This window comes from Cytobacillus sp. MT66 (assembly GCF_058792595.1).
Genome location: NZ_JBXAFB010000013.1, coordinates 1 through 13,272, shown reverse-complemented (window position 1 = coordinate 13,272; position 13,272 = coordinate 1). Strand labels below are relative to the sequence as shown.

12 protein-coding genes are annotated in these 13,272 nt (G+C 39.8%); 3 read left to right on the top strand and 9 right to left on the bottom strand.

Going from position 1 to position 13,272, the window contains the following annotated elements:
* Positions 1 to 80: 80 nt before the first annotated feature.
* On the bottom strand, positions 81 to 1,499 hold the full coding sequence (gene aspA, locus AC1Q59_RS19520) for an aspartate ammonia-lyase (protein WP_492367542.1): 1,419 nt from the start codon (positions 1,497 to 1,499) through the stop codon (positions 81 to 83).
* Between the two features lie 179 nt (positions 1,500 to 1,678).
* The gene (locus tag AC1Q59_RS19515; protein WP_492367541.1) at positions 1,679 to 3,145 is read right to left on the bottom strand and encodes a serine hydrolase domain-containing protein; all 1,467 of its coding nucleotides are present in this window, start codon (positions 3,143 to 3,145) and stop codon (positions 1,679 to 1,681) included.
* Positions 3,146 to 3,332: 187 nt separating this feature from the next.
* Here AC1Q59_RS19515 and AC1Q59_RS19510 point away from each other — a divergent pair, with 187 nt between their 5' ends.
* Both AC1Q59_RS19510 and AC1Q59_RS19505 read left to right on the top strand, forming a co-directional pair.
* Complete coding sequence (locus tag AC1Q59_RS19510; RefSeq protein WP_492367540.1) at positions 3,333 to 3,911, top strand: GNAT family N-acetyltransferase; 579 nt, start codon at positions 3,333 to 3,335, stop codon at positions 3,909 to 3,911.
* Between the two features lie 121 nt (positions 3,912 to 4,032).
* Positions 4,033 to 4,359: a YnfA family protein gene (locus AC1Q59_RS19505; RefSeq protein WP_492367539.1), complete on the top strand. Its 327-nt coding sequence runs from the start codon at positions 4,033 to 4,035 to the stop codon at positions 4,357 to 4,359.
* Positions 4,360 to 4,431: 72 nt separating this feature from the next.
* On the opposite strand, the gene glmS is transcribed toward AC1Q59_RS19505, so the two are convergent.
* The 7 genes from glmS to rocF all read right to left on the bottom strand — a co-directional run bounded on the left by glmS (position 4,432) and on the right by rocF (position 12,776).
* On the bottom strand, positions 4,432 to 6,234 hold the full coding sequence (glmS, locus tag AC1Q59_RS19500) for a glutamine--fructose-6-phosphate transaminase (isomerizing) (protein WP_492367538.1): 1,803 nt from the start codon (positions 6,232 to 6,234) through the stop codon (positions 4,432 to 4,434).
* Between the two features lie 480 nt (positions 6,235 to 6,714).
* Positions 6,715 to 8,064: a phosphoglucosamine mutase gene (glmM, locus tag AC1Q59_RS19495; RefSeq protein WP_492367537.1), complete on the bottom strand. Its 1,350-nt coding sequence runs from the start codon at positions 8,062 to 8,064 to the stop codon at positions 6,715 to 6,717.
* Positions 8,065 to 8,103: 39 nt separating this feature from the next.
* Complete coding sequence (locus AC1Q59_RS19490; RefSeq protein ID WP_492367536.1) at positions 8,104 to 9,381, bottom strand: CdaR family protein; 1,278 nt, start codon at positions 9,379 to 9,381, stop codon at positions 8,104 to 8,106.
* Positions 9,374 to 10,204: a diadenylate cyclase CdaA gene (gene cdaA, locus AC1Q59_RS19485; RefSeq protein WP_492367535.1), complete on the bottom strand. Its 831-nt coding sequence runs from the start codon at positions 10,202 to 10,204 to the stop codon at positions 9,374 to 9,376. Before cdaA ends, AC1Q59_RS19490 begins: the two co-directional genes overlap by 8 nt.
* A 157-nt stretch (positions 10,205 to 10,361) precedes the next feature.
* Positions 10,362 to 11,012: a zf-HC2 domain-containing protein gene (locus AC1Q59_RS19480; RefSeq protein WP_492367534.1), complete on the bottom strand. Its 651-nt coding sequence runs from the start codon at positions 11,010 to 11,012 to the stop codon at positions 10,362 to 10,364.
* Positions 11,013 to 11,067: 55 nt separating this feature from the next.
* On the bottom strand, positions 11,068 to 11,631 hold the full coding sequence (gene sigW / locus AC1Q59_RS19475) for an RNA polymerase sigma factor SigW (protein ID WP_492367533.1): 564 nt from the start codon (positions 11,629 to 11,631) through the stop codon (positions 11,068 to 11,070).
* A gap of 248 nt (positions 11,632 to 11,879) precedes the next feature.
* On the bottom strand, positions 11,880 to 12,776 hold the full coding sequence (rocF, locus tag AC1Q59_RS19470) for an arginase (protein WP_492367532.1): 897 nt from the start codon (positions 12,774 to 12,776) through the stop codon (positions 11,880 to 11,882).
* Positions 12,777 to 13,039: 263 nt separating this feature from the next.
* On the opposite strand from rocF, the gene AC1Q59_RS19465 reads away from it, so the two are divergent.
* Positions 13,040 to 13,272 (top strand): transposase (locus AC1Q59_RS19465; RefSeq protein WP_492367531.1); only part of this gene is annotated, 233 nt, incomplete at its 3' end.

Here is a 13,272-nt window from a genome sequence, read left to right as displayed (position 1 = left end):
TATACAAATAACTGGGGTAAAAGGTTCATTGTAAATGGAAAAAAGCACCCAATACTTTTTATTGGATGCTTTTCAGTACTTTATACTCGTTCAAACAAGACAGCGCCGGCAATTCCTGGCTTTGTCATTTCATATGGATCTAAAATGAGATCTAATTCTTCCTCACTTAACACATCATATTGCAAACATAATTCACGAATTGGCTTTCCTTCAATGATTGCTTCTCTTGCAATCTTTGAAGCGACGTTATAGCCAATATGCGGATTAACAGCCGTTAATAACCCTACACTTTTTTCTACATATTCTTTAAGGACTTCTTCATTGGCCTTGATTCCTGAAACACAGTAATTTGTAAATACTTTAAACCCGTTATTCATAATGGAAATAGACTGAAGCAGGTTAAACAGCAATACTGGTTCCATGACATTTAATTCAAACTGGCCTGCTTCTGAGGCAAGTGAAATTGTATGGTCATTTCCAATAACTTGAAAAGCAATTTGGTTAATGACTTCAGGCATTACAGGGTTTACTTTTCCAGGCATGATGGATGAGCCAGGCTGACGGGCAGGCAAATTGATTTCATAAAGGCCCGCTCTTGGTCCAGATGCCATCATTCTAAGATCATTAGCGATTTTGGACATATTGACCATACAAATTTTCAAAGCAGCCGAAACTTCGACATATATATCTGTATTTTGTGTTGCATCAACAAGATCTTTTGCCGGTACAACAGGAATTCCGGAAATATCAGCCAGATATTGAACCACTTTTTCAATATATTTCGGATCAGCATTTAAGCCAGTGCCTACTGCTGTTGCCCCCATATTGACTTCTAGCAAACCTTCTCTTGCATTTTCAATTCTCTTAATATCACGTTCAATCACATTTGTATATGCTCTAAACTCTTGTCCCAAGCGAATAGGAACGGCATCCTGCAAATGTGTTCTTCCCATTTTAATCACAGAATCAAATTCAATGGCCTTACCATTAAATACATCGCGCATTTCTTTCATTGTTTCTAATAACAATTCAACTGCTTTATATGTGGAAAGGTGGATTGCTGTTGGAAATGCGTCATTAGTTGACTGCGCCATATTGACATCAATATTCGGATTTAAATGGAAATACTCTCCCTTTTCTCTTCCTAATAGTTCTAGCCCTCTGTTCGCAATGACTTCGTTTGTATTCATATTGATCGACGTTCCAGCGCCGCCTTGAATAGGATCTACTATAAATTGGTCATGCATGTTGCCGGCAATAATTTCATCACATGCCTGACAAATAGCATCTGCTTTCTCTTTATATAATCTTTTAATATCTGAATTGGCAAGTGCTGCAGCTTTTTTTACAATAGCCATAGCTGTAATCAGCTGTTTGTCTAATTTATAACCGGTAATTGGGAAATTCTCTACAGCCCGTAAAGTCTGAATACCATAATACGCATCAGCCGGAACCTGTTTTTCGCCCAAAAAGTCTTGCTCTACTCGAAATGAATTCATTGTTTACTCTCTCCCTAGTAAGTAATAGGCTTAACTTAAAGTGTAAGCGATTACAACTAAAAATCAATAGAGGGCCGATTACGACCCGACTCCCATTATACTCTATTAAATCGATAATGGAGCAACAATTTTTCCTTTTTGAAAAAACTATACTTGGACATTCCGGAAAAGTATGGTCATCAGCCATTATTTAATATTTTTCGATAATAAATTCTCATAACAGTGAGAACCAATGAAACGATGAAAACAACTGCTATAAAAATCATTGCCGCTGGGAAAATACCAAACGCGTCTAACGTCGTCGAACTGTTATCCTGTAAGGAGGGAACAACAAAAAATAACCAGCCTATAAACAATACTGTCACCAATTGTGGAAGTAACCGCAGATAAAATCTCCAACCAGGCTGGTGTTTACGCTGATCTGACCACTTTTTGCTTCGAAAGATTCCTTTTATTCCTAAAATCAAGTAAATCAATGTAACAGCACCAAGTGATAAGTCAATGATCTTAGGTACGGACTTTTTTATTTCAGGCTTTTGCCCCTCCGTCAATTCAATAATTCCTGAACTAATCTCATACGCGTGTTCAAACGTAGGAGTAAAGCTATTGAGCAGCACAGCAACTGCGTATCCGCTGCTTGGTATAATATCTTGTTGGGTTTGATACGTAGATACCGCCCCGCTATGTGAAATACGTGCTGGTTTGACATTCGGTGAACTTAATGACCAGCCAAGTCCGTACTTTTTGCTTCCAGGCTGCGGTGAGTAGGACACTTCCAATAATTCTTTTGATAATAATTGTGTGCCTAATTCATTCTTTCCTCCATTGGTGTGCATAGAAAGCCATTTCCCCATATCTGATGCTGTTGTTATGACTGCTCCAGCTCCCATATTCATCTCTTCCATCTCAGTCCAAGGTATGGCGGTTCCGTATGCTGTTACATATCCTTTTGGGAGCCCCTGCACAGAATCTCCAGAGTTTACAGTCGTTAATGAGTCATGCATTCCTAGCGGGGAGAATACCTTTTGCTTAAGATATTGAGAGAATTCCATTCCGCTTATTTGTTCCACCAAATAAGCCAATATCCAATAATTAGCATTACTATAGGCATACTTCTCTCCTGGTCTTGATTGCAGTCTCCAATCATGAATACGTTCAACACCTTCTTTTAACGTACTCGCTGGAGGTACAATGATTGGATTCGGTATCCCAGATGTATGATTCAACAATTGAAGGACTGTAACCTGTTTCCATCTAGAATCATTCATGACCAGTTCCGGCAGATAGTTTACGACATGTTCATCCAGATCTATTTTTCCTTCATCAACTAATTGTAAGACTGAGAAGGCTGTAAACGGTTTCGAGCCTGAGGCAAGTCTCATAAGTGACTTTTCTGTCAGTGGTTCTCCTTCAGAATCATGCCCGTAACCTCTTTCATAAACGGCTTTTCCATCCTTTACAACCACAATAGAAACACCAGGGAGCCCGTTGCGTTCCATATAATTAGCGACAAACTTATCAATATCTTCCGTTTTAAACGGCTGAGCGGCTTTAACGGAAAAAGGAATTTGAAATGCAGGAATAAAAAGAATGACTAACAGGAGAAGAACACTTAATTTCTTTATTTTTCGATTGTTTTTAAACATATTTCCTCCAATAAACTTGTATTAATATTAAAATCTTTAATCGTACAACAATCCTAATCATACAAAATAGTTATTATTAGGTTAACCAGCTTGAGGCTAATTATTTTTAAGCCCCAAGTCCTAAATTTAATTTTCCGCTATTCAAAACTCATTATTTATTTTTTAATAGAAACAAGGAGTGATTCAATTGGAAAAGTTAACAAACGGTATCGTTTCTTTAATCCCCATTAGTCTCGAGCACACCGATGGCATCCATGCAGCGGCTCAGGATATAGACATTTGGGAACATATGTCTGTTGATCTTACAAACAGAGAGAACTGTCTCGAATATATTCAAGATGCTATTAAAAAACGGGAAGCCGGCACCGATTTTGCTTTCGTCATTTTTCACAATGAAACCAACACGATTATCGGCTGTACATGGTTTCTGGATATCTATCCAAATCATAAGAGAGTAGAAATTGGGTCAACCTGGCTGAATCCTAAGTATTGGAGATCCCCGGTTAATACAAATTGCAAATGGCTGCTCCTGCAATATTGCTTTGAGGTCCTTAAATATAACAGGGTTCAAATAAAGACGGGCCACCGCAATCTACGTTCTCAAAAAGCCATTGAAAGGATTGGCGGGGTAAAAGAAGGGATTTTGCGAAACCATATGATCCAAAGAAATGGAGATATTCGTCATACAGTTATGTACAGCATTACAATAGAAGATTGGCCAAAAACCAAACAGGCCTTCATCGAAAAATTACTTAGGGAAAATTAATAAAAAGGGGCATTGCTCCTATTGACTCAAACCGCTTTCGTTCTGTTTGTTCTAGTTCAATACTGCCTTTGGAATACGGTATAATGACCATGTCAAGTAAATGATCAAAGGTGGGCGCTAAATGATTTACGCAATATTATTATTTATACTTGCTGGAATTGGAGAGATTGGCGGAGGTTATCTTATTTGGCTGTGGCTAAGAGAAGGGAAGCCATTTTATTGGGGTGTTTTCGGTGGAATCGCCTTGGCGTTATACGGGGTTATTGCCACATTCCAAACATTCCCATCATTCGGCAGAGTATATGCTGCCTATGGAGGAGTGTTTATCGTTCTTTCTGTATTGTGGGGATGGGGCATAGATAAAAAAACACCCGATTTATACGATTGGGCTGGAGCGGCAATATGTTTAGCGGGCGTTTCAGTTATGCTATTTGCCCCCCGTCAATAAAAGCCAGCGTGTACTAAAAAATAAAAAAACAAGAGAGGGTCAGCACTCTCTCTTGTCTATAATTTTTAATATTTATTCAACTGTAACAGACTTCGCTAAGTTCCTTGGCTTATCAACATCGCAATCACGATGAAGTGCGGCGTAATAGGAAATTAGCTGTAATGGAATCACAGAGATAAGAGATGTTAATTGTTCATGTACTTCAGGGAGAACATAGGTGTCTTTAGGTGTTTCAAGACCCTTCATTGAAATAATACATACATTTGCTCCTCTGGCTGCCACTTCTTGCACGTTGCCTCGGAGATTAAGATTGACGCTTTCTTGTGTAGCAATGGCGAATACTGGTGTGCCATCTTCAATCAAAGCAATCGTTCCATGCTTTAACTCGCCTCCAGCAAAGCCTTCAGCCTGTATATAGGAAATTTCTTTTAATTTAAGAGCACCTTCAAGTCCAACATAAAAATCTAAACCGCGGCCAATAAAGAAGGCATTGCGGGTAACAGTTAAAAATTCATGGGCAATGGCTTCAAACGCTTCTTTTTCATCACAAAGAACTTCCATGGCATTTGCAGCAATCCCTAATTCCCGAACAAGGTCAATGTTAAGCTCCATATTGCGGCTTTTTGCTGTTACTTCAGCAAGAATAGCCAAGACCGCAAGCTGTGCAGTATAGGCCTTTGTGGAGGCAACCGCAATTTCAGGACCCGCATATAAAAGCAAGGTATGATCCGCTTCGCGTGATAAGGTTGATCCCGGCACATTGGTAAGTGTAATGGCCTTGTATCCCATTTTCTTCACTTTCACAAGAACAGCTCGGCTGTCTGCTGTTTCCCCGCTTTGTGAAATAAAAATAAACAGCGGTTTTTGTGAGAGCAGCGGCATATTGTAGCCAAATTCACTAGAGATATGAACCTCTACAGGGATTTTCGCCATTTTTTCAATAAATTGCTTGCCAACTAATCCCGCATGGTAAGAAGTACCGGCCGCAATGATATAAATGCGGTCTGCCTCATTCATTTCATTAATAATGTCTGAATCGATTGTCAGACTGCCGCGTTCATCCTGATAGTTCTGGATGATTTTACGGATAACCAATGGCTGTTCATCAATTTCTTTCAGCATATAATGAGGATAGGTTCCCTTTTCAATGTCACTGAGATCCAGCTCAGGTGTATATGGCTTGCGTGAAACGATTTCACCGTTCAGGCTTTGAATCGTCACCTTGCTTTGTGTAACAATAACCATTTCTTTATCCATTAACTCTACATATTGGTCTGTTACCTGCAGCATAGCCATAGCATCTGATGCAACAACATTAAAGGTATCGCCCAATCCAACTAGCAGCGGGCTTTTATTTTTTGCCACGTAAATCGTTTCCTGATCCTTCTCATCCAATAGGGCAAGTGCATAGGACCCCTTTAAAAGCTTAAGCGTTTTTCGGAACGCTTCGACAGTTGCCAATCCATCATTGGCAAATAGCTCGATTAACTGAACAATAACCTCTGTATCAGTCTCACTTTTAAATGGAGCTCCTTGCAAATACTCGCGCTTGAGGATATCAAAGTTCTCAATGACTCCGTTGTGAACAAGTGTAAATCGGCCAGATGAGCTCTGATGAGGATGTGCATTAGTAGTGCTTGGCACTCCATGGGTAGCCCATCTGGTATGGCCAATTCCGGCACTGGCGAATAAATCAGTGTCAACAATTGCTCTTAAATCGGCGATGCGGCCTTTCTCTTTAGAAACATGAACTCCTGATTCATTCATAAGTGCAAGCCCTGCTGAGTCATAGCCCCTATATTCAAGCTTTTCTAAGCCTCTTAGTAAAATTTCCTTTGAATCGCTATTTCCAATATATCCAACAATACCACACATACTTCTCTTCCTCCTAATAAAAGGGGCAAGAAGCCTTTGGGGCAGTCCTGCCCCTTATCTCTGTTCTATATCTGTATCTAAAACGCAAAAAGTCTAAAATCATTTTAGCTGGTCATTTTAGCTGCATCTCTTTATTTCTTTATTAGCATTCCCATCCCTTTGTGCATTAAGTTACCCTAATGTTTTAAAGATGGAATTACGGTCTGCTCTAACCGGGAGGTATCCGCCGAAACCTTCGATAAGCCTCCTCCTCGTCAACTAATCCGATATACGTTCAAGGATTAGTCCAGGCGCTTAAGTAATAAAAAGAAAAATCCTTCTGCGCTCCTTTCCTAAAAATATGCATTTCTAAAGTAAAACAGGATTATCATACAACAGGTAGAACACATTCGTCAATAAATATTACCGGGCGATGATATCCTTACAATAAAAGTATGCATAGAAGAACGCAATGGTTCCCCTATGCATAAAACTTGTCTACTATTCCTTTAGTCCCATTTCTTGTTCAACTACAGCTGCAATTTTTTCAACATACTCCGCACACAATTCTTCTGTTGGTGCTTCAGCCATAACTCTTACAAGGGGCTCCGTTCCTGAAGGGCGAACCAAAATTCGGCCATTCCCGTTCATTTCTGTTTCCACTTCGGAAATAATGGCGCTTACCTTCTCATTATCTGTTACGTGATGCTTGTCTGTCACACGGATATTAACAAGCTTTTGCGGATATTTCTTCATTTCCTTTGCAAGCTCTGACAAAGGCTTTTTTGTCATTTTCATAATATTAACAAGCTGCAAGCCTGTTAACAAGCCATCACCGGTTGTCACATAGTCAAGGAAGATGATATGGCCAGATTGCTCTCCGCCAAGATTATAGCCGCTTTTCTTCATTTCCTCTACCACATAGCGGTCCCCAACAGCTGTTTGAACACTTTCGATTCCATTTGCTTCAAGGACTTTATAAAATCCAAGATTGCTCATGACGGTTGAAACAACCGTATTATGCTTTAAACGCCCTTGTTCTTTTAAATATTTTCCGCAGATATACATGATTTGGTCGCCGTCCACGATTTCCCCATTTTCGTCTATCGCGATAAGACGGTCGCCATCCCCGTCAAATGCCAGCCCTACATCTGCACCTTTTTCTCTAACAAAGGAGGATAGGTTTTCAGGATGCGTCGAACCGACGCCATCATTGATATTTAATCCATTAGGCGAAGCTCCGATCATCGATGTATCTGCCTCTAAATCGGCAAATAAGTAGGAGGCTAATGAAGAAGTTGCACCATTTGCACAATCTAAAGCGATATGTAAACCAGAAAAGTCTTCGTCGACCGTCTGCTTCAAAAATTGCAAATACTTCTGCCCGCCTTCAAAATAATCATTCACTTGCCCAAGCGCAGCTCCAACTGGTCTTGGCAGCTCGTCTTTTTCAAGATCCATATAACTTTCAATTTCTAATTCCTGCTCATCAGAAAGTTTAAATCCATCTGGGCCAAAAAACTTGATGCCATTGTCAGCAACCGGATTGTGGGAAGCAGAAATCATTACACCAGCTTCTGCCCCTAAAGCCTTTGTTAAAAACGCCACTCCAGGTGTTGAAATCACACCTAAGCGCATAACTTCTGCTCCGATCGATAGAAGACCTGCAACAAGTGCCCCTTCAAGCATATGACCTGAAATACGAGTATCGCGTCCAATTAACACTTTCGGGCGGCTTTTATTTTTAGTAAGGACATATCCTCCGAATCGGCCTAATTTAAACGCCAGCTCCGGTGTCAGCTCACTATTTGCTACTCCGCGAACACCGTCAGTACCAAAATATTTTCCCATTTCATCGATCGCTCCTTCTTCTTATCTAAAAAGTAACAGTTACGCTTCTTTTTGTGAAATTGAGACTTTCGCTTTATCCGATGCTAGTTTCCAATTCACATCGGCAGGGCCTTTAACATTTATTTTGACCTCATGCTCGCCCTCAGCTAAATTTGCCAAATCAAGATATAGTTGAAAGTCGTTTGCTTTTAACTGATTAATCTTTTCACCTGTTCCGGAAACAGTTAAGCTTGCCCCATTTGCAGGTGACTGCAGCAAGGCTTCATATTGCTCGGATAACCCAGACAGCTGGATAGGAAGATGTGAAAATGTCCGATCCTCCACGGCTGTTTCTGCCGCAGTTTCCTCTGTTTCTTCCTTTGTCGCATTTATCGTGACATTCACTGTTTTCGGATTAACTTCTAATATTCCCTCTGAAATAATGACAGGCAATGTTTGTTCTATATCCCCATCTGCATCTATTTTGCTTAAATCTACTTCGACTCTGACACTGTCCACCTTATCTAAAACCGCCTGATTAGCAAATATCTTTGCCTCATTCACCTCAAGATTAATGGAATTAATCTTAACATTATTTGGCGGACTGCCTTTTTCAACGACCTTTATTGGCACGTTTTTGCTAAGACTCTTTACAGGGATAATCACATCGATGGTATCGTGATCAATCGCTACATCAAGTTTGTTCATATTTCTATCAAATACTAAAACCTGTGCTTGTCTTCTTACTGTGTCTTTGACAGACCCCTCCAAATTGACAGTAGCCTTCACATAGCTGATGCTATCAATCATATTCTTCGCGCCAGTGACCTTGACTTTGTCAGGTTCTGCTGTAGGTGCCTCTGAGATATAGCCTTCTTCCAGCAACGCTTTATTAAATTCAACATCAACAGAAAATTCCCTTGTTACTTTCTCCTGAATTTTCACGTTGACATTGGAAGGATTAATGGTGACCTTAAGCTTATCTGATATATTTCGAATTTTAATAGGAACTCTCTCTGTTCCTATTTCGGCATCTGACAAATCCACATAAACCTCAAAGTTTCTTTGCATTTTTGCCGGCTGAAGAACATTTTTAGGACCTTCAAGCGTGACCTCTACGGTTTCCGGAACACCTGTAACGAATAGATTTTCTGTGTCATAATAGCTTTTTACAGGTACATTGGAAATTACTTCTGTATCCTGCTCGCCAGGCACATTAATATTGGAAACATCCTTATCTGGATTATAGACTGAATCGAAAAGCAGCAAAGCTAGTACTAAAGCAATAATTTTCATAAACCACTTTGTATCAACGAGCTTATCTATAAACTTATCCATTTTTCTTTGCCCTCCAGTTCCAGCGGCCTGAAGAAACATTTTTGTGTTTGTTTTGCAAGTAAAGTTCTTTGGTCAGCAGTTCTTTAAACACATCTGGCTTTAGATCTCTATGCAATTCGCCATTTTTTGTCAAAGATACGCTGCCGGTCTCTTCAGAAACAACAACCGTAATGCTGTCGGTTACCTCGCTTATTCCTAACGCAGCTCTGTGTCGCGTACCCAGCTCCTTAGAGATAAACGGGCTTTCTGATAACGGTAAATAGCAAGCAGCAGCTGCTACCGTATTTTTCTGCAAAATAACAGCTCCGTCATGTAATGGTGTATTAGGTATAAAAATATTGATCAGAAGCTCTGATGAAACCTTCGATTGAAGCGGAATTCCCGTCTCAATGTAATCCCCCATCCCCGTTTCTCTTTCAATGGAAATAAGAGCCCCAATTCGGCGCTTTGCCATGTAATCTACGGCTTTGACGATGGAATCAATCACTTTGTCTTGTTCTTCAGCTTCATGATTTCCACTCCTTGAAAAGAAACGGCCGCGCCCTAATTGTTCCAATGCCCTTCTTAATTCAGGCTGGAAAATGATAGCGATCACAACGAATCCCCAAGTTAGTACCTGCTGCATCATCCATCCAAGTGTCTGCAAATGGAATTTATCACTGATGACTTTTACAAGGAGGATCACAAAAATCCCTTTCAGTAATTGTACAGCCTTAGTACCGCGAACAATGGCGATTAGTTTATAGATGACGTACCAGACAAGGAAAATGTCAACCGTGTTTGCCAATAATTTCAGTATCGAAAAGTCTGAAAAAAACGACATTATCCTTCCTCCAAATGTATATTCAAAACATTATCAAATTCTGCATTTGCACTATAGCTTTCATATTATATCATAAATGAGATTTCAATTTCCCAAACGAAGGTAAAAATAAAATGGACGAAAATCGAGCTTTTTAGCTAGTTTTCGTCCATTTTAGCTATTGTGCTGTCTTTGGTTCATTATCCCCAAATACATAGATGACATCTTTAGCCGTTTTTTTGATGTGGTACCACATCCAATCAAACAATGCATTGACCTCTTTGATTTCTCCGGTGACCTGGCCGGCGGAAGCTAAATATTGTTTACCATTGATAACTTCCCCATTGATAACGGTCACGTCTCCTTCGACCTGGCCTTCAATTTGAAGCTTGCCGTTCTTTACAACCACATCACCTTTGACAACTTCCCCTTCAGGAACAATCACTGTATCATTACGAACCAATAAATTGGGCTGTTTTGATACTGAAAACTGATGATCTTCTTCCCAGGTAGAAAAAAGGCTTCCCATCATTAGCACTAAAAATAATGAAGCTGCTGTAAACAATGGATGCTGTCTAATCCAACGCTGGAATCCTACTTTGCGCTTTTCTTTTGGCAGCTTTGCCATCACGCTAGCGGTAAAGTTCGATGGAGCTTGTATATGAGACGTACTCTGTACCAAGGCAATTGTTTTTCGCAGTTCATGAAAGTGTTCCAGACAATCTTTACAGCTTTGCAAGTGCTCTCTAAGGACTTTTTCTTCCTCGGCTGAGATCTCGTCGTCTAAATACTCATGCATATAAAGGACCATTTCTGCTGGACATTTCAAAGTTCTCACCCTCTTCATACTTAATCAAACCATCATAGGAGGATTTGCTTCAAGGTTATACGTATTGCAATTGTGTTCTTAATGCTTCTCTTCCCCGATGAATCCTTGTCTTAACCGTACCTAGAGGCAAATCCAGCAATTCGCTTATTTCGTTCAGCGAAAGCTCTTCTATATATTTTAAGACAATCACTGTACGGTATTTTTCCGGCAGTTTCGATATCTCTCTTTGAATTGCTTCCTGCAGTTCAAGACTTACCACGTCTTCCTCCGGGAGTCTCGTATCCGAAGCAATTTGAGAGTACATCGTTAATCCATCGGTTCCGGCAACCTCTGCATCCAAATAATAATCCGGTTTCTTTTTTCTTATGCGATCGATGCAAAGATTGGTTGCAATTCGATAAAGCCATGAAGAGAATTTTAAATTTATATTGAAGCTGCTGATATTAACATACGCTCTAATAAAAGCCTCTTGTGCAATATCCTCTGCCTCATGCCGATTGCCTAGCATCCTATAGCAAATCTGAAAAACCTTATCCTTATATATTTCGACTACTTCTGCATAGGCATCCTGGTCACCTTTTAATACTTGCTTAATCCTTTTCTTTACGATTGTTTCCAAATTTCATTACCTCCGCTCTAATGCGGCTAATCGATATTACGATCGATAGCGGAAAAGGTTTCACTCTTTGTGAAAAAATATTATAAATCTATATTAGCAAATTTTTACTAATTTGGATGACCATTTTCCCCTGAAGTTTAGATTAGTACTTTTTACACAGAACCTCTCAAACAAATAGAATACCATAAAAGCCAGACATAAAAAATAAGCAGGACTGAATGCCCTGACTTATTTTTAATCCTCTTAAATTATAGCAGTTTTTCCCCAAAAAGAGATCCCATCAATGCCACGGCAACAGTTGCCGTTTTATTCTTATCATCAAGAATCGGATTGACCTCAACAAATTCTGCCGAAGTAATTAATTGAGACTCTGCAAGCATTTCCATGGCCAAATGACTTTCCCGGTAGCTGATGCCTCCAATAACCGGCGTGCCTACGCCAGGAGCATCGTGAGGATCCAGACCATCAAGGTCTAATGATAAATGAACCCCGTCAGTCCGTTCCTTTAAATAGGCAATGGATTCTTCCATAACCTTTGTCATGCCTAATCGATCAATTTCATGCATCGTGTATACTTTAATGCCCTTTTCTTTAATAAGGCTTCTTTCTCCTTCATCCAGTGACCTTGCCCCAATGATAACAATATTTTCAGGCTTCACCTTTGGAGAGTAGCCCCCGACATTCGTTAATAATGGATGACCTAGTCCTAAACTTACAGCTAAAGGCATTCCATGTATGTTTCCTGTAGGGGATGTTTCAGCTGTATTCAAATCACCGTGTGCATCATACCAAATAACACCAAGATTTTTATAATGCTTTGATACGCCAGCCAGTGTTCCAATGGCAATACTGTGGTCACCGCCAAGAACTAATGGAAAAGTATTTGCTTCAATTGCTTTATCAACTGCTTCTGCAAGGCTTTGTGTTTTTTCAGCAATCAGATGCAAATTTCTTAGATTCGATTCTGGATCTACTTCCACTTCTGGTCTGCCAATGGCAATATCGCCTTGATCATGAACATCATCAAATAGTTTGCTCAAGCGTTCATTTATGCCCGCATAGCGTATCGCGCTAGGACCCATATCCACTCCCCGGCGCATCTGTCCTAAATCCATCGGCATGCCAATTATTGAAAGTTTTTTCATCCCAAACGTTCTCCCTTCGTCCTTTCAAACTAATATTATTTTAACCCTTTTATTAGAAATGACTCAACTTGACATTTATTTGTATATATATACGAAATGGGAAGAATGATGGGGATTGAGTCGAAATGAAGGACTTTCTTATCCTATTTTAAATAGTAAATGTCCTTCATTTTGGCTATGAAGTGAGGTTAGTCTTAAAAGTGGACACGTCAAAATGAGATTTATTATATAATACAATCATCATAAACAAGGACGTGTTCATTATGGGGAAACGCTTTGATCAAGAGTACAAAGAATATGTTTCAAAATTAGTTGTTGAGGAGGGCAGAAAGGCAGCCGATGTTGCACGTGAACTAGAAATCTCACCTAAGACTATTAGCCGTTGGGTTTCTGCATACAAGTTAAAAAGAAACGGCGGGAAAACGAACGAGAATTATATCACCCCTTCTGAACTTGAAAAACTTAAAATACAACATGATAAAGAATTAGAACTATT